Source organism: Streptomyces sp. NBC_01298 (assembly GCF_035978755.1).
Taxonomy (GTDB): Bacteria; Actinomycetota; Actinomycetes; order Streptomycetales; family Streptomycetaceae; genus Streptomyces.
The window spans coordinates 1,104,435-1,120,584 of record NZ_CP108414.1 but is presented as its reverse complement, the minus strand read 5'-3'; the positions used below and the strand labels follow the sequence as shown (position 1 = coordinate 1,120,584).

Genomic DNA, 16,150 nt, shown 5'->3' with positions numbered 1-16,150 from the left:
TGCGGGCGCCCTGCCGGAGCGCCGAAGATCACAGCATGAGCGGCAGATTGCGCGAGATCGCGCGGGAGAACGCGGACATCGTGGCGGCCGGCGGTTACCGGACGCGGTCGGGACGGCAGGTGTCTCTCGCCGCCGCCGTGGCGGAGGCCAAGGCAGGAACCAGGATATATGGCCCAAACCAGGTCATTCCAGGCGAGCCGGACGTGCGGGACACCCGCCGGACCATCGTCGAGGTCACCGGGGAGAGCAGCACGGTCGCCGCCCGAAGGCTCGCCGGGGACCTCCCGGGACCCGGTTCCGTAGCCGTCCTGAACTTCGCTTCGGCCCGGAATCCCGGGGGCGGCTACGTCCGCGGGGCCAAGGCCCAGGAGGAGGCGCTCTGCCGCGCCTCGGCGCTGTACGAGACCCTCCTGGAGGCCCCGGAGTACTACGAGATCCACCGCGCCGAGGTCAGCACCTTCTACACCGACCGGGTGATTCACTCGCCCGGGGTCCCCGTCTTCCGCGACGACCGGGGCACCCTCCTGGACATCCCCTTCCGGGTCGGGTTCCTCACCTCGCCGGCCCCGAACGCGGGCACCATCCGCCGCCAGGAACCGGACCGGGAGCCCGAAATCCCCGCCGCCCTGGCCCGCCGCGCGCAGCTGGTGCTGGAGGTGGCCGCACTGCACGGGTACCGGGGGCTGGTGCTGGGCGCCTGGGGGTGCGGAGTCTTCCGGAACGACCCCGCGCAGGTGGCGGAGGCCTTCCGCGCACTGCTGGCCGGACGGTTCGCGGGAGTCTTCGAGCGGGTGGTGTTCGGCATACTCGACCGCAAGCCGGAGACCCGGGAGGCGTTCGAGCGGGTACTGGCGGAGCCGTCCACCCGGTAGCGGGCAGCGGGCAGCAGGTGGCCGGCAGCCGGTGGTCGGTCAGGGCCCGGCCGGGAAGTCTTCCTCGAAGTAGCTGTCGTGCCGCACGCGGAACTCCTTGAGTTCGGCACTGCCGCGCCGCGCCACCTCCGCGACCCCTTCGAAGAACTCCTCGCGCGGGGCGCCCGGGGAGAAGAGCATGAGCATCGACATGGGCTCGTCCGTCACGTTCTTGAAGCCGTGCAGGCCGCCGACCGGCACGTACAGGAAGTCACCGGCGCGGCCCGTCACCCACTTCTCTCCGTTGAAGAGCTCCAGCTCCCCGGAGAGGACGTAGAAGGACTCCGACATCGCCTTGTGGAAGTGGGTCTTGGCGCCGGCCGCCCCCGCCGCCAGGTCCACCTGGTACAGGCCGTACTCGCCGCCGGTCGATCCGTGGGTGGCGAGGTAGCGGTAGGCGTCACCGCCGGGCGAGACCAGGTCCGGCGGGGTGTCGGCGGTCCGGAAGGACGCGTTCACCTCACCCCTGTCTCCCTGGTAGCGGGGCTCGGGGTACCGCGGGTGGTTCGGGTGCGACATCGCGCGCTCCTGTCGTTCGGGTTCGGCGTCCGGGCCGTCCGGGCCGTCCGGGTTCCGCGCGGACGGCCCGGACGCCGCGGGGCGGTTGTTCAGGCGTCCAGGAGGTCGGAAGGGCCGGTCTCGAAGAGGGTGGCGTTCGCCTTGGAGCCCGACTGCCGGAGGGCCTTGAGTTCCTGGTAGTCGGGGGCGTCGTACCAGCCGCGGGCGGCGGCCAGGTCGGGGAACTCGATGAGGACGGGGTAGGTCAGCATCGGCTCTCCCTCCACCGGGTCGAGCCGGCCCCCGACGGCGAGGTAGCGGCCGCCGTGGCGCTCCACCACCGCGCGCACGCGCTGGGCGTACTCGGCGAGCTTGGCCGGGTCGGTGACCTCTATGTTGTCGAACAGTGCGTACGCGGTCATGGGAATCTCCTCGCGACTGTGGCAACATCGTCCCGGTCGGGACAGTCCCGAATTTACTACCGATCGGGACGGTTCCACAAGGGATGTGTGTGGACGGCAACGGCAACGGCACGTCAACGGCAAGGTGGTGAAGGCGATGGACGAAACGGGGAAGGGTTCGACCGCTGACGCGATGGACGACCTCTTCGGCGACCCCCGCTGGGAGACCTACGGGATGCTGCGCGAGGCGTACCTGGCCGTGACCGGACGCATCGACGCGGAGGTCAGCCCGGGCGGCGACGTCGAAGCCTCGATCTCGGACCTGCTGTTCCGCCTCGCGCGCACCCCCGGGCACGCTCTGCGCACCGTTGACATCACGCGGGCACTCGCGACCAGCACGACGCGCACCACGCGGCTGCTGGACGCGGCGGAGAAGCGCGGACTGGTGACGCGGGGGGCCCACCCGACGGACCGGCGCGTCACTCTCGTCGCGCCGACCGAGGAAGGCCTCAAGGAGGCGCGCGAGCGGGGGAGGTTGGGGCTGGCGTCGACCCAACGTCACCTGCACGACGTGCTGACGGCCGAGGAGATCTCCGCGATGATCCCGATCCTGAGGAAGATCCGCGACGCCAACCAATGACAGGCGAAAGCGAAAGCGAAACGACGACAGAACAGGTCCCCGAGAATGTCCTTCTTCATCCCCGACTTCGATGATTCCGTCGTCGTACGCGCAGCCGACGCCGAGCTCATCGGAGGCGGCGCGCCGGTCCAGAACCACCTGTTGGTGGACAGCTCCCAGGTGGGTGGCGCGCTCTCGACCATGCGCGTGACCCTGGCCAAGGGCGCGAACGGTGCTCGTCCGCACCATCACGGCAAGTCCGCGGAAATGTTCTACGTCCTCGACGGCACCGCGCAACTGCTCGCCGGCGACCAGGTCGTGACGGCCGAGCGCGGCGACGTCGTCGTGGTGCCGCCCGGTCAGCAGCACGCCTTCGCCGCGGCTCCGGGCGAGATCGCCGAGATGCTCGTCATCATCACGCCGGGCGTCGAGCGCTTCGAGTACTTCCGCCACCTGGAGCGGATCCGGTACGGAAAGGTCCCGCCCGAGAGCCTTCTGGAGGTACAGGAGCTGTACGACTCCTACTTCGGCACCAGCGCGGTCTGGGAGTCCTCGCGCAACGGATGACGGCGAGGGGCCCGGGCGGCCACGCCCGGGCCCCGATGGCCGGCGGCCGGTACCGGCCGCCGCCCCCGACGGCCGGCTAGCGCCAGCCGTACAGCTCGCGCAGCCGGTCCACGACGAGCCGGAACCGCCCCAGGTCCAGCGCGCACGCCTCGCGCCGCATGCCGTCCTCGTGTACGCGCAGTACCCGGTCCACGTCCACCCAGGACTCCCGGCCCGCGCTGTCCCACGGTCCGGTCCCGATGGGGACCCACTCCCGGTCGTGGTCGTGCCGCTTGCTGGACAGCTGCACGGCCAGGAGCGTCCCGCTCTCCTCGCGGGCCACGACCAGCACCGGCCGGTCCTTTCCGCGCCCGTCGTTCTCCTCGAACGGAACCCAGGTCCACACGATTTCACCGGGATCCGGATCCCCGTCGCGATCGGGGGCGTACGAGGTCCGCACCGGCCCGATGGCATGCGGATCGGCCTCGGCGGTCGCGGTGACCCCGTCACGACCGGGCTGCTCGACGTGACCATTGCTGTGGTGTGAAAGTGCCGTCATTTAGGGGAGATTACTGGGTTTTGAGGCCCCTGTCGTGCTGCCTGGGACGGAAGTTTCGTCCCAGGCCGGCGGGTGCTTCGCGAGGATCCAACGAGCTTTCGCGACCCCGTGGCCGCCGCCCATCCTGCTGGATGCTCGGCAGGTTCTGTCTTCGGCTCGGCACGTGGAGGCTTAGCTTTCCTCGCCTTTCCCTGGCTTTCCTTAGACTTCTGTCCCCCCGGTGTCCCCCGCGTCCCCCGGAAAGCCTGCTGGTGGGGGACGCGCGGGGTGCAGAGGTGGGGAAGGGGCAGCTCGGGGCGAGATATTCAATCGATTGACCACCTCACTCAGTTCCCGACCCCTCGGAGACTTTGACGCGATCTACGTCTCAGCCGGGGAGGACCATGCGCTGGAGGCATATGTCCCACGTGCACTCGCGGTAGAGCCGGTTCAGGTCGTACGCCGCGTCTTCATCGTCGGCGTTGCAGGGCTCGGTGCCGTTGGATCCGTTGCGGTAGTAGAAGCCGTACTCCTCGCACTCCTCGTCGCCGGGCCAGCGTCCAGACCAGAGCGTGAGGCAGCCGGTTCCGAGGTGGTTGCAGCCGCTGCGCTGGTGTCCGGTGAGGGCGCATCGCGCGATCGTGCACCTGTCGGTGTGGAGGTGGCCGGGGTGTGCGTGGCACTTCGGGCAGGTGTCGCCTTGGGGGTTGGTGGGCGGCTCGGGTTCGAGGTCGAGGTGGAGCCGGCCGAGCCAGAGTGCTTGGAGGTGCTGGTCGAGTTCGTGTCCGTCGGCGACGGAGTGGATATCGAGGGCGCGGTGGAGGAGTTCGCGGAGGTGGATGGCGGGGAGTTGGCTGAGGGCCCAGTGGAGGGTGAGGCTTCCGTCCTTGTGGCGGGTGATCCATCGGGTGCGGGCGCGCCAGGACACCTTGAGTTCGGTGTCCGGCTTCGTGGTGAGTTGTGTGATGCGGTGGCCGTGGTTTTTCAGCCAACTTCGGGTCTCGTTGGCGTAGAGGTTGATGAGGGTTCGGCGGGCATCGTCCTCGTTTGTCGCGGCGTGGTGGCGGAGGTCGAGGGTGGGGCCGAGGTCGGGGTGGGTGTAGGCGGTGGCGGCGCTGGCGCCGGGCTCCTGTCGGGTGATGCGGAGGGTGTGGGGGCGGCCGAAGAAGGGGAAGGTTTCGCCGTTCTTGATGGCTTTGGTCGGGTTGTCGGGTGCGGTTTCGCAGAGGTGGGTGAGCTGGCGGTATATCCAGCGGCGTCGGCGGTTGACGAGGTCGTGGGCTTCGTCGTCGGTGGTGGTGTCGGGGCCTCGGACGATGATGTTGCCGGTGCTGGCTACGTCGAGTTCGAGGGTGGTTCGGTTGCTGGTGCGGATGGTGACGGAGACGCCGTTGATGTTGATGGTGCGTTCCTTCAAATAGGTCATCGCACATCCTTCGGTTGGGGTGGGTTTTGGTGAGGGTTTGAGGTGGGGCCCCTCCCGCTCATATCTAAATTCTACTATGAATGGGAGGGGGGTCAACTGGGCTTGAAGAACGACTTCTCCTACCTGGCCCTCGCTGTCGCCTGGGCTTCGGCGAGGCGCGCACGCGCTGTCTTCAGTGCCCGCCGGGTCTTCGCGAGCTCGGCCGCACGCCGTATCTCGAGGTCCCGGAGTCTGGCCACCTGCCTCTCGCAGTGCTCCAGGTGCGCCGCGTCGATGACGGCGCCAGGCCTGTGTGGCGAAGGGGTCTTCCGCAGGGTGACCATCGAACCCCTCCGCTCGGCGAAGGCTATGAACTCGTCCTTCACCACGTACTTGGTTCGGCGGGTCCTTGGGCCTGTCTCCAGGACGAGCTTGGGGAAGTCGGCGTGCCGGGCGGCCCAGTTGCTGACTGCCGACCGGGTCACTCCGGCGAGCTTGGCGCCGGCCGCGAGGTGGATGAGTTCCTTCTCCCTGCCCTGGAACTCAGGCCGGTGCCAGGTCGCGGGCATGGTGCTGTCCGTGGTGTTCGGGTTCTCGTGCATGGTCTGCCTTCAGGTGTGCGCCCGGCGGCGGCCTCGATGAGGCCGCCGCCGGAGAGGTGGGGGTGGGGTTCTACTTGGACTTCTTCGGGCGGGGCTTGTGCTTCTTGATTCCCTCCGCCAGGACCTCGGTCTCGACCTCGCTCAGCTTGTAGCCCTGCTCCTTGAGGAACGACAGCCAGGTCACCGTTTCCTCATCGATGTGGCGCCACGCGCCGTCGTGCATGACCTCGCTCTCGAACATCGCTGCGACCTGGGCCAGCAGCAGGCGCCAGCGCCGCGTCTTCGCCGTGGTGGCGATCACCGGCTCGTACGGGTTGGTCACACGGTCCCAGTGGCTGCGCCCTTCGTTGGGGTCCGCCATGTTGAGGAAGGAGCTGATCAGGTCGGTCTTCGGGCGGGAAGCTGCCCGGCCGTAGCTGATGGAGGTTCCCGTGATCGTGGACAGGATCAGCGTCCACGTCGCGTCATTGGCCTCGCCGCCGGCCGCGCAGAGCTGGCTGATGTACTCGCGGCGCACGTCGCGGGCTGTCCTCCAGGCCTTGTTGTAGCGCCGCACCTTGCGGACGGCCTCCAGCATCTCCGGCGTCGACTTGGGGGCCTTGGCCGCTGCGGACGCGGAGTCGGTGAGTTCGTGGTCGTACCGCTTCCAGTCCGCGCACAGCCACTCCACTTCGGTGTCGCCGGGGATCATGGCGACCGCGTGGCCGGGGCACTCCTTGTGCAGCTCGGCCGTCATGGTGTTCCCGATGTCGCTGACGAGGTCGCTGAGGCGGCGCGAGGTGCCGTGCTCGCGGTTCGCGTTCCAGGCGACGACCGGGATGCCCTTGGCCTTGAAGTCCTGGATGAGGCGGGCCCGCTTCTCTTCGTCCTTCTGCTTTTGGCGGAGCTCGGCGAGGGCGTGTGCCCAGTGGCCGCGTGAGGAGTCGCCTGCCTCCGTGTCCTTCCTCTTGGCGTGCTTGAGGGTGGTCAGGGATCCGCCGAGGGTCTCGACGGAGTGGTAGTCGGCCATCTCCACCAGGTCGAAGGCGGCGGCGTTGGCTTCGCGCAGTGCGCGTTCGCTGAGCTTGGCCGCCTGCGGGGCGGCGGCGACCTCCTCGGGCTTGATGCCCAGGGCGCGGGCGGCGCGCTTCTTGCGCAGCTTGCCGACCGGCATGAGGGACAGCTGTTCTGCGGCGTCGAGGACATCGAGGGTGGTTGCCTGGCGGCGGTGGACGTTCTCGATGACGGACAGGGCCAGGGCCTCGTCGTCCACGTCGCGCAGGTCCTCGCGGACGATGGCCGGCACGAGGCGGATCGGCTGTCCGGCTTCTATGGCTCGTTCGGCGGCGATGATCGCAGCCTTCATGCGGCGCTGGCCGAAGACGACGCCGAGGGCGCCGTCCTGTGCGCCGGTCTGCGGGCGCAGGAGCAGGGGGGCGTTGACGCCGAACTCCACGATGGAGTCGATGAGTGCCTGGTCGGGCTCGGTGCCGTTGTCGTCTTCACCTCGGGTCTTGCGGTGGTTGAACGGGTCGATCACCAGCTCGCGGGGGTCGTACCAGCCGAAGTGGCCTTCGTAGGCGGCGATGGTGGTCGGGGTGGGCTCGATCGCGGTAGCGGTCATGGTTTTCGTCCTTGCGGGTTGGGGTGCGGGCGGGGTCGCCGCCCGCACCGGTGGGGTCTCGTCAGGCGCTGGTCGTCGTGGTCGTACGGGTTGTGGCGCGCTTGGTGGCACCGGTGGCCTTGGCGGTGCGGCCCACCGTGGTGGTCTTCGCCGCTGTGGTTGCCTTCTTCGGCCTGGCCGCAGGGGCCTTCTTGGCCTTCGCCGGGGGCTTCGTGGCGGCCGGGGCCGTGGGCGTGATGTGAGTGGGCGGGTCGCTCGGCTCGGCGGTCTCGCTGACGGTCGGGGTGTCCTGCGCGGGCTCGCTGCCGGCCGGGGCCTGGTCGGTGAGCTTCGCGGTGTCCGCGTCCGGCGGCGGGTGGGGGGTTCCGCTCTGCTGGAGCTTGGGGCGGTGGCCGCCGAGGGCGGGGAGAAGGCGGCTCTCGATGGCCTTGAGGAGGGTGTCGCTGGTGGCTTCGGAGTCGCTGAAGACGGCCCCCGCGTTGTAGGTGGGCTGGCCTTCCATGTGTAGGGAGGTCTGGGCGCCGACGCCGTCCCACAGCCGTCGGACGCTGATGGTGTGGCCTGCGGTGTGGTCGAAGCTGATGGCTTCGGTGTCGGTGGTGTCGTCGGACTTCGTCCAGGTGTCGCCGAGCCGGGCGGCGATCAGGTCGCCCAGGATGTAGAGGTCGACGAGGGATAGGCGGGGTGCGGTGTCGGTGCTCATGTGGGCTTCTCCGGAGGGCGGTTGGTCTAGCGGGGCTGGCAGGCTGCGCGGATGGTCTGGGCGGCGTCGTGGGGCAGACCGGTGAGGGCTCCGGCGGCCGTATATCCGGCGAAGACGACCTCGCCCTGGATCAAGTGCGGAAGTGGCGCGGCGAGTTCGTCCACGGCGCGGGCGGCGTGGAGGTTGGGTTCCTGCCAGTCGCGGTGGGCGCGGGCCAGGATCACGATGTCGGGGTCGGTGGGCTGCCGGATGAAGTCGACGGCCTGGATGCTGTCGAGGAGGGCGCGGCCGATGATCCGGATCTGCTGGTCGCGGACGGTGCCGATGTCCAGCTCGCGGATGTTGCCGTTGAGGTCGATCCGCAGTGCGATCTCCGGTCCGGTCACGGTGTGCTCCTCCTGGTTGTGGCTGGTGGCTTCCCCCTCAGCTCATATCTAAATTCTACTACGCATGAGGGGGGTGTCAACCACATCACTGCAGGTCAGAGGTAGGGAGGTCAGGTCATGCACCAGCCGGAATCGCAGCCGACATCCATCGGCAGCTCATCCTGCGCCGCCGCCACCGCCTCCGCCAGAGGGCGGCCGGTCCGCGTCAGGAACACCGGGTCGCGATCCAGGCCGGCCCGCCGGGCGATCAGCGTCTCTTCCAGCTCGCAGGCGCGCTCGAACAGCACCGGCCGGTCCCGAAGCAGCTCCGACCAGCCCGCCAGGGACTTCAGTGGACAGAACCAGCACGCCGACTTCGATGGAAGCTCGAGGCCCTCGTCGGCGATGACGGACAGGCAGTCCGCCCGGCGCATCCGCAAGTCCAGCAGGGGATAGGTGATCTGCTCGTACCTCTCGACGTGCCGGTTCGAAACCCGGCTGATCTCGTCCAGGGAGATCCCGATACCCACCTCCGCGGGCGTGCCCGGGCCGGCTCCGCGCTCGCGCAGCCACCTGCCTGTCACCGAGATCTTGAAATCCTTGGTGCACGAGCGGGTCCCCGGGGCCCCGTTCGACATCCGTACGGGGATCGGCAAGGACCGCGACCCCGGCCGCATCAGCCGCCCCCACAACGTTTCGCGCCGCCCCGAACGTGTGACCCGATCCAGGATATGCAGGTCGAGGCCGTGCGCGCGGGCGTAGGGGGCGGCGACCCTCTCCACGTAGTCGAGCGTGCGTGGATCCTCGCTGTCCTCGCCGACGTTGGCGAAGAGGAAGGTGCGGTGCGGGATCTGGCGGCGGGCCGCCAGGACCATCAGCCCCATGCTCTGGGCGCCTCCGCCGAAGCTGATGGCCTTCATGCTGCTACGACCTCCTCGAACAGCTGCTGCGTGCGCCGGATCTCGGCGATGATGCGCGCCTTGCCCAGCATCTCGTCGCGGTGGGCTATCACGGCGCGTGCCTGGGCCTGGGCGTCTTCGACGGCGCGCGGGTTCGACAGTGCGTTGTCGCAGGCCACGGTCACCCGCATGCCCATGCCCCAGACGATCATGTTGACGGCCGCGCAGGCGGCGGCGATCTTGTCGATGTCGACCATCGACCACTGGAAGTCGGCCGGGTCGAAGCCGAGACGGCGAAGCCGCTGGGCGGCCGCGCGCAGCAGGCCGCCGCTCCCGCCGGCCGGGTCGTGGATGTGCTGGCCTGCCTCCGGCTTCTTCGACTCCATCGACACCGTCACCATCACCTCGGCCAGTCCGTCGGCCACCGCCGGTGGGGTGTGGTACTCGCCGAGGCCCTGCTGGGCGCTGTTGCTGCGCAGCAGCATCATCACGTGCGACAGGGTGTCGGTGTGGGTCCGCTCGTAAGGGTCGGCGTGCCCGGTCAGGTCGAGGATGCCGCCCTTCAGAGCGGCTTGTGTCACGGCCTGGACGGCGTAGACCCGGTCCTTGTCGACCGTCCTTCCGTCGTTGAGCCACTCGTGGAGGATGCGGGCCCGATCGATGAGGTCGGGCCGGTGCATCCAGTGCTGCGCCCAGATCTGGCGGTACATCTCGATCAGCTCTCCGCCGTTCAGGGCGAGGATCTGCGCCTTGAGGTCCGGTCCGGTGGAGTCCTTTTGCCGCACAAGGGCGAGAGCGGCCATGAGCCCGATCGGAATGGCGATGTCCGGGCCGCCATGTGCCCGGTTCCATGCCCCGGTGACGGTCTCACCGAGAGCGAAGGCCTTGGCGTGGAGATCGTGCGTCCCTGCGGGCTTCGGCTTGGGTTCGGACCGAAGTGGCGGAGTCGCGGAAGCGGTTGCGGTGCGAGCGGGCCGCGGGGCCGGGGTCGGCTTGGCCGCGAAGGTCTGAGGCGCCGGCGAGGGCTCGGGGTCGGCGTTCGCGAAGAGATCCAGTTGCAGGGACACGGCTTCTCCTTGGTGAGGGGGTGCTGAAACGGGGCGACCCGCCCCGCCGGGGAGGCGGGGCGGGTCGGGAGCCGGAAGGGGTCCCCTCCAACTCGTATCTCTATTCTACTATGAATGAGGGGAGGGTCAACCTCCCCGAGATGGGCTCGGACAGGTCTGCCGCAGCATCGACATCGCCGCCTTGACGGCGGCGTCCGGGCCTTCGAGGTGTCGGCGATAGTGGCCGGCACTCCCACGGTCGGCACGTTGCGGCCGGACTCGTATAGGGATGATGGGGCTCGAGAAATCTCCCCAGTCGGTGCTCGGGGGTGGGACAGACCTGCTCACCCAAGTTCCCCACCTCCTGGGCGCCGCCCTGTGGTCAGAAGCCACAGCCAGAGGGCCGCGCGACAGCCAGCCAGATCCCGGATGGGCGCAGCCCAGCGCGTAGCGCCACCGCGGGCGCCTTTGACTGCTCGGCACCAGCCTTGGGACTGGTTAGCTCGCAGGTTCAGGTGTCGCGTATTCGCGGACGAGCCCAGATGGGGTTCACGCTGAGTGGGATCTGCGCGAGCTGGCATCCGGTGAGACCCCACTCCGCGCGCGTGGGACGGTCGCGCGATGCTGGCGCACTACGGGCGGATGAAGGCTCCTTGGCAGAAGGCGTCGTCGGCCGCCCACGCGCTGTACGCCACGCCTGCCCATCCGTTGGGGTCGTCGGCGCGGTGGCTGAAGGCGAGGCTTTCCAAGTGCAGTCGGAGTCCCGGGGCATGACTGGCTTCGAGCTGATCTGCGAAATGCTGCCGCATTCCCGCCAGGGTGTGGTTAGCCTTGCTGCTGTAGCGCATGCCCAGTTTCAGGAAGTCGAACTGGTAGCGGACTCGGTCGGCGAACACCGCCTCCCAGCGGGGCGGTGCAGTCACGAAGTACCTGAGCACCCCCGCTCCGCCGGGGACGGCCTCGGCCTTCAGCCAGGGTTCTCTGGCGGCGCTCTCGAAAAGTGGGTGCAGCAGTACCTTTCTGTCATCTGTCGCGGTGATGTCACCCTTCTTACCGTTGCAGAACTCGCAGACCCCCACGAGGTTGTCAGGTGTGACACACAGCGCCGGGAAGGCCTTCTTCGGCAGGACGTGATCGAGCTCAGTCACCTCGGTGTGCCGGCACATCGGGCAGAGGTCTTCGTCGCGGCCGTCCATGATCTCGTCGTAGATTTCGCGCCCGGGGCCATCTGTCATGCCTGTGCCATAGACAGTGTCGGAGACCTCTGCCCCAGGTATGCCGGCGACCTGGAAGTCTTCCGACCTGAGGTCGTGCAGGGTGCACGACAGCGCGGCAGCCCGGAAGGTCTGAGCCGCCTTCTCCACGCTGTCCACGGCCCCGCGTAGCTTGGTTCCGCGGTCGCCATTCTTCTGCGTATCACGGGACCGGCTGGTGCAGGTCACCCAGCTGTCTCTGGCGCTGAGTGTCAGCGGGTTAGCAGCCCACATCAGCGGTCTCCCGCCCTCTTGTCCGCAAGCAGGATGCGGACAAGACCCTTTGCCTCGTCACCCAGCTGCCCCGTGAAGTAATCGAGGACCTCCTCGTAGGTGTCGAACACGTCGACAGCCTTCCCGATCTCGGCGTAGAAGCCGGACTTCATCACTTCAAGGCCGAAGATTTCGTGAGTCAACACCCCGACGTTTTCCCCATAGGTTTCGATCCTGGGGCGCCGCGCCCGCCCGCGTGAGCTGTTGCGGCTGATCTTGTAAACGCAGGACTTGGGTACCTCTTGAAGCACGACGGGCGAGTGCGTCGCAGTGATGGCGACACCGTTGCGCTCCGTCAGAAGGTCAGACAGCGCGCGGACGAATGAAGAAAGCAGTGGGGGATGGAGATGCGCCTCGGGCTCGTCGAGCAGCACGAGCGTCTGCTCTGCGACCAGGTCCACGAGCCTGGTAAGGGTCAGCAGGACGATGGCGTGTCCGGAGCTGAGACTCATGAAGATGTCACGCCACGGACGTCCTGCGCCTGTCGCCAGTTCGCGGAGGACGTCGCCCTTTTCGTCGATTACAGGTTCCAGGAGGACCTCGATCGCTCTCTTGCCAGGGGTTTCGGGGAGCAGCCCGCCGGTAGCACCGATGACTGCGGCGTCGAATTGGGGATCGCTGGCCAGGGTGTCCACGGCCTCGATCCAACGATCGAAGCGTCCGGAGGTCGTGAGCGAGCCGAGGCTGTCACAGAATTCGTCTGCCAGATCCTCCCGCTCTTTCAGGCGGGCCGCTTGGCTGTCTTCCGTTTCGCCGCCGGGTACGTGCGTGGTCAGGCCGACGTGCGTGTATCTGGTCGTGGTGTGCGAGGGGCTGATGCCGGCGAAGGGGTCGAACGCGCTGAAGGTGACGAGTAGGACGTTGGCGAAGCCGACCTTCGTGATGTACACGATCTTGCCGACATTTTCGGGCAGGTCGAAGGGGCGAACGGCGGCTGTGGCCAGAGAGCGCAGGAGGGTGGTCTTTCCGACCCCGTTGCGTCCGATGAGGACGTGGATGTTGCTGGGTGGGACGGAATAGGGTTGGACCTCGAACTCCAGCGGGGGGCGGGCCGTGCTCGAGAGGACCGGTTCCGGTGGGTGGTATTCGAATTTGTAGCGGGCGAGCCTCGGTCCGCCAGTAGCGATCCGCCAGAACTGATGGGCGGTCGTTTGCGCAGAGACGCTCCGCATGAGGGAGATCGCGACGACCGGACTCGACCTTGACAGCTCATGCAGGCGGTCCTCCCGCTGGGTGGGGTCAACCGCCCCGTAGACGATGTCGCCTAGGCCGCTGAGGATCTCGTGTGCCACCTGGTCACCGAGCTCGGTGATTGTTTCGTAGTACCGGTCCTCTTGGCCGAGCGAAATCCATTCGCCCAAGTCGCCCGGCAGCCCGTTGGGAAAGTCGCCGGGTGCCAGGGGACTCGGACCCGGTTCTTGATCAACCAGCGCGAGCTTGACGCGGCCGATTTGGATCGGCTCGACGTAGTCGAGTCGACGGAACCACAGGTCGTAGCTGGTTCTGTATCCGCGGTCGTCCCAACTGTCGGGGACAAGGATGGCGGTTCGAGGGCCCGTGGTATTGGGCCCGCTCCGATCGGATTGGACGATGAACCGCACGGGGGTTCCTCCATGCTCGCGGCAGCAGTCGAACCTGGAAGCCTATCCGTCCGGCAGTCGAACGTGGATAGCTTGCACGAGCTCCTGGAGTAGGCGCCGCCGGGGCCGTGGGCCGCTTCGGGGTACGCCCCACGTGGACTCCCGACGGAGCCCTCCCCAGGTAGCACCCGCACGCTCCACGATCGGGCGCCCAGATTCCCCTTGCCAGCAACTACTGGCTGGAGAACGAAGAGCGGCTCTGGGGAAAATCGAGATCCGCATCAGGGAGACGGTGTTGTGAACGCGGTCGATCTCGTCCACAAGGGCCCGCTGGCTCAGACCGTGTTCCGCCCGGATGTGGCGGAGCGCGTCAGGGGTGAACGTGCGTGCTGACATTGGAGGTCTCCGAGTGGCGTGCCACCCACCTTGTCGGGTCGGGTGTTGCGCCCGGCGGTCGGTCCCGCGTTCCACGCGGTCCCTCTCGGCTGTCCCCCCGCTACCCGGTATCAATCACCCGCAATGCGGAGGCCGGACGGCTATGAGCCTGTCTGATCCAAGTTGAGCGCACAGGTTCAGCCGCGCACAATCTTGCGGAGCAAGCTCACGAGTCGTGATTGCCGATCACCGGAAGTCACAGCCGGCGGAACCGTCAGGTTGGCAACATGAGCCCATGCCACTCCAACCCGTAGACGCGACTCTGATCGTCGGGTCTGTCACTGCTGTCGTGTCCACCGCCGCTGTCCTGGGCACCCACGTCCTTGCTCAACGGCGCGAGCGACGCCACCGCCTGTGGGACCGACGCATGGACACCTACGCCGAGGTGCTCAGGTCCCGCGAGGCGATAGCCCGAACCCGGCGGGACGTGCTGCGTGACAAGAAGGTCTTCGAGGAAACGCTCGACCCCAACCACGACATGAAGGTGTGGGGCCTCACCGAGGCCAAGTTGGAGATGTTCGGCTCGGCCGAGATCAAGAAGCTGAGTGAGGAGTCGTTCGCGACCATCAAGGCCTGGACGCTCGCGTTGATCGACTGGCACCGTCAGACCCAGATCGCGTCGGTGGTTCCTAACGGCGAGGCCGAGGCAGATGCCAAATGGGCGGAGGTCGAGCGACAGGCTGGGGTGGCCGCGAGGGCCGACACGAAACTGGCTGACGCGATCAAGCGTGAAGCCGAGTTCAAGAAGGCCGAGAAGTAGCTCACGGAGCGCATAGGACCCGCCCAGCCCCCTGGCTTGGTGGGCGCACGGGAGGACCGGGACGATACCGCCCCGGGCCTCGGTGCTTCAACGGGATGAGCCGGGCGGCTCGATCTCCTTGGCCTGCTCAGGAAGCAACCGATTGACCATCACGTCCGGTGCCGCCTCCATACCCAAAGCTTTCATGGCGGCTGCTGAGTTCAGGCGATCCTTTGTCTCGGAGTCTCCGACACGGTCGATGAAGGTCGTCGCCACTTCCAGCTTGTGATCAACGTCGATCTTGCTTTCGTTATCCTCGGCGGCCTTGGTGAGGGTGGCCATGGTCCGCTTCGAGTGGAGCGCCAGCGCGCCCCCGCCGACGGTGATCAGTGCACCCGTCAGGCTCGTCACGAGCGGAAGGTAGCTAAGGTCAGGGTTCCCGGCGTGCACCAGTGCCAAGACAGCCCCGGCGAGGATTACTACCGCTCCGCCCGTCATGAACCACACGCTCAAGCGGAACGTCCACTCGGCCTGCTTGAGCGTGTGGTTCAGGAAATCGAAATGAAACCTCTGCCGCTGCGCAGCGAGGCTTCCCCCAGTCCCCGCCGAGCCAATCCCCATAGGAGAGTCGACTGATACTCCAGAGTGGACGTGGACCGTGCTATTGCGAAGACGCCCCTTGATGCTGACGTTGACCGTCTGCGGAGTATCCGTGGGTTCCTGCTCCTCGGACGACTCACCTTCAAGATCTAAATGCTCCACTTGCCCTGCCCCCCGTCTGACCGCACAGGCACTGACCTGAGCACCAATCAGGGTAGCGCCGGTGGGTGGCCTCGGTGCTGCCGTCTGGCGACATGATCCAGCCGGAACCGGATGGGAGCCAGAGCGGCACCACAGGGAATGGGTGCGGGGATGCCCATGGTGATCCTCCCCAGCGCCTGGGCCCGCCGGGCAGTGACCAGGGACCCGCTGCGGTGGGCCGCCTCCACGCAGACCGTGCCCCGGGTCAGGGCGCTTTTAGGCGGGTATGGATGATCGTGATGGTCACAGTGATGGCCCTTGCGGTCAGACCTGGGTGAGTCGGCCGACGGGGTGCCAGCCTGCGTAGAGGATGTGGATGACGGGGTCGTCTGTGGCGAGCTCGCACAGCGTTCCCCAGTGGTGGGTCTGGACCTCGGTCACGAAGAAGGCCACGGTGCCCCCGGCCTGGTCGCGGACGTTCTCTCCGTCCTCCTGGCGCAGCCACACGCGGGCTCCGGCGTTCACTCCGGCCACCCGGAAGGCATGTGGACCGCGAGGGTCAGCGTCGCGACGAGGGATATCTCCAAGTCGTCCCGGTCGAAGGCGAGTGACTGGGCGACCAGGAAGTGCGGGCTGTTGAGGTGCGCGAAGTCGGCCCGCTCGGTCATGCCGGCCCGAGCTGCGGCGTCCGCGGCCTCCGACAGGTATGAGGCGTAGCGCAGGGCATCGTCCTCGGCCTCACCGAGGAACGCACCGCGGGCCTCCCACGCTGCCTGGAGGAGCAGCGTCCGGCGCGTCTCCGGCCCGGTGTGCTGCCACAGCTCCAGCAGCCCGCCGTCCTTCGCGAGCTCAAGAGGCGTACGACGTTCGGCGGGTACGCGCAGGAGCGCGGCGGTCGTGATCAAGGCGGTGCGGGTCATGTAGAGGTCGAACACCTCTGGCTCCATCCGGGGTTGTGGGTGCAGTCAGGCGTCGCGACGGTCACTGGTCGGG

General features: G+C 67.7%; 19 protein-coding genes and 1 pseudogene. 4 read left to right on the top strand and 16 right to left on the bottom strand.

The features are described from left to right. The first annotated feature begins 35 nt into the window (after positions 1-35). The gene (locus OG730_RS05140) at positions 36-872 is read left to right on the top strand and encodes a TIGR02452 family protein (RefSeq protein WP_327303049.1); all 837 of its coding nucleotides are present in this window, start codon (positions 36-38) and stop codon (positions 870-872) included. A gap of 39 nt (positions 873-911) precedes the next feature. On the opposite strand, the gene OG730_RS05135 is transcribed toward OG730_RS05140, so the two are convergent. Together OG730_RS05135 and OG730_RS05130 are read right to left on the bottom strand one after the other, a co-directional pair. After that, positions 912-1,430 carry a cupin domain-containing protein gene (locus tag OG730_RS05135; RefSeq protein ID WP_327303048.1) on the bottom strand — a complete coding sequence of 173 codons (519 nt, stop codon included), beginning with the start codon at positions 1,428-1,430 and terminating at the stop codon, positions 912-914. Positions 1,431-1,519: 89 nt separating this feature from the next. Further along, complete coding sequence (locus tag OG730_RS05130) at positions 1,520-1,831, bottom strand: DUF1330 domain-containing protein (protein WP_327303047.1); 312 nt, start codon at positions 1,829-1,831, stop codon at positions 1,520-1,522. A 136-nt stretch (positions 1,832-1,967) separates the two neighbouring features. Here OG730_RS05130 and OG730_RS05125 point away from each other — a divergent pair, with 136 nt between their 5' ends. Continuing rightward, positions 1,968-2,450 carry a MarR family winged helix-turn-helix transcriptional regulator gene (locus OG730_RS05125; RefSeq protein WP_327303046.1) on the top strand — a complete coding sequence of 161 codons (483 nt, stop codon included), beginning with the start codon at positions 1,968-1,970 and terminating at the stop codon, positions 2,448-2,450. Between the two features lie 45 nt (positions 2,451-2,495). After that, positions 2,496-2,996, top strand: a complete 501-nt coding sequence (locus OG730_RS05120) for a cupin domain-containing protein (protein ID WP_327303045.1) — start codon at positions 2,496-2,498, stop codon at positions 2,994-2,996. Between the two features lie 76 nt (positions 2,997-3,072). Here OG730_RS05120 and OG730_RS05115 read toward each other — a convergent pair whose 3' ends face one another. The 10 genes from OG730_RS05115 to OG730_RS05070 form a co-directional block, all read right to left on the bottom strand. After that, the gene (locus OG730_RS05115) at positions 3,073-3,534 is read right to left on the bottom strand and encodes a type II toxin-antitoxin system PemK/MazF family toxin (protein ID WP_327303044.1); all 462 of its coding nucleotides are present in this window, start codon (positions 3,532-3,534) and stop codon (positions 3,073-3,075) included. A gap of 367 nt (positions 3,535-3,901) precedes the next feature. Next, the gene (locus OG730_RS05110) at positions 3,902-4,939 is read right to left on the bottom strand and encodes a YgjP-like metallopeptidase domain-containing protein (RefSeq protein WP_327303043.1); all 1,038 of its coding nucleotides are present in this window, start codon (positions 4,937-4,939) and stop codon (positions 3,902-3,904) included. Between the two features lie 119 nt (positions 4,940-5,058). Next, positions 5,059-5,520, bottom strand: a complete 462-nt coding sequence (locus OG730_RS05105) for a hypothetical protein (RefSeq protein WP_327303042.1) — start codon at positions 5,518-5,520, stop codon at positions 5,059-5,061. A gap of 70 nt (positions 5,521-5,590) precedes the next feature. Continuing rightward, a complete protein-coding gene (locus OG730_RS05100; RefSeq protein ID WP_327303041.1) occupies positions 5,591-7,123 on the bottom strand; it encodes a ParB/RepB/Spo0J family partition protein in 1,533 nt (510 codons plus the stop codon). Between the two features lie 61 nt (positions 7,124-7,184). Then, positions 7,185-7,826, bottom strand: coding sequence for a hypothetical protein (locus OG730_RS05095; protein ID WP_327303040.1), 642 nt, complete (start codon positions 7,824-7,826; stop codon positions 7,185-7,187). 26 nt (positions 7,827-7,852) lie between these two features. Beyond that, entirely contained in the window at positions 7,853-8,212 is a 360-nt protein-coding gene (locus OG730_RS05090; RefSeq protein ID WP_327303039.1) for a hypothetical protein, read from the bottom strand. Positions 8,213-8,322: 110 nt separating this feature from the next. Next, the gene (locus OG730_RS05085; RefSeq protein ID WP_327303038.1) at positions 8,323-9,111 is read right to left on the bottom strand and encodes an adenine nucleotide alpha hydrolase family protein; all 789 of its coding nucleotides are present in this window, start codon (positions 9,109-9,111) and stop codon (positions 8,323-8,325) included. After that, positions 9,108-10,157, bottom strand: a complete 1,050-nt coding sequence (locus tag OG730_RS05080; protein WP_327303037.1) for an N-6 DNA methylase — start codon at positions 10,155-10,157, stop codon at positions 9,108-9,110. Before OG730_RS05080 ends, OG730_RS05085 begins: the two co-directional genes overlap by 4 nt. Positions 10,158-10,768: 611 nt before the next feature. Further along, the gene (locus OG730_RS05075) at positions 10,769-11,509 is read right to left on the bottom strand and encodes an HNH endonuclease (protein WP_327303036.1); all 741 of its coding nucleotides are present in this window, start codon (positions 11,507-11,509) and stop codon (positions 10,769-10,771) included. A gap of 113 nt (positions 11,510-11,622) precedes the next feature. Further along, positions 11,623-13,263 (bottom strand): AAA family ATPase, encoded by a 1,641-nt coding sequence (locus tag OG730_RS05070; RefSeq protein WP_327303035.1) that lies wholly within the window; start codon positions 13,261-13,263, stop codon positions 11,623-11,625. Between the two features lie 703 nt (positions 13,264-13,966). Between OG730_RS05070 and OG730_RS05065 the strand changes: the two genes are divergently transcribed. Next, on the top strand, positions 13,967-14,437 hold the full coding sequence (locus tag OG730_RS05065) for a hypothetical protein (RefSeq protein WP_327303034.1): 471 nt from the start codon (positions 13,967-13,969) through the stop codon (positions 14,435-14,437). Positions 14,438-14,524: 87 nt separating this feature from the next. Here the strand turns inward: OG730_RS05065 and OG730_RS05060 are convergent, their stop codons facing one another. The 4 genes and pseudogenes from OG730_RS05060 to OG730_RS05045 all read right to left on the bottom strand — a co-directional run bounded on the left by OG730_RS05060 (position 14,525) and on the right by OG730_RS05045 (position 16,092). Further along, a complete protein-coding gene (locus OG730_RS05060) occupies positions 14,525-15,037 on the bottom strand; it encodes a TRADD-N-associated membrane domain-containing protein (protein ID WP_327309152.1) in 513 nt (170 codons plus the stop codon). A 188-nt stretch (positions 15,038-15,225) separates the two neighbouring features. Further along, positions 15,226-15,453, bottom strand: a pseudogene (locus tag OG730_RS05055) (hypothetical protein); the annotation flags it as partial. A 28-nt stretch (positions 15,454-15,481) separates the two neighbouring features. Further along, positions 15,482-15,682, bottom strand: coding sequence for a hypothetical protein (locus OG730_RS05050; RefSeq protein WP_327303033.1), 201 nt, complete (start codon positions 15,680-15,682; stop codon positions 15,482-15,484). After that, positions 15,679-16,092 (bottom strand): hypothetical protein, encoded by a 414-nt coding sequence (locus tag OG730_RS05045; RefSeq protein ID WP_327303032.1) that lies wholly within the window; start codon positions 16,090-16,092, stop codon positions 15,679-15,681. The genes OG730_RS05050 and OG730_RS05045 overlap by 4 nt, the downstream gene beginning before the upstream one ends. Positions 16,093-16,150: the final 58 nt, after the last annotated feature.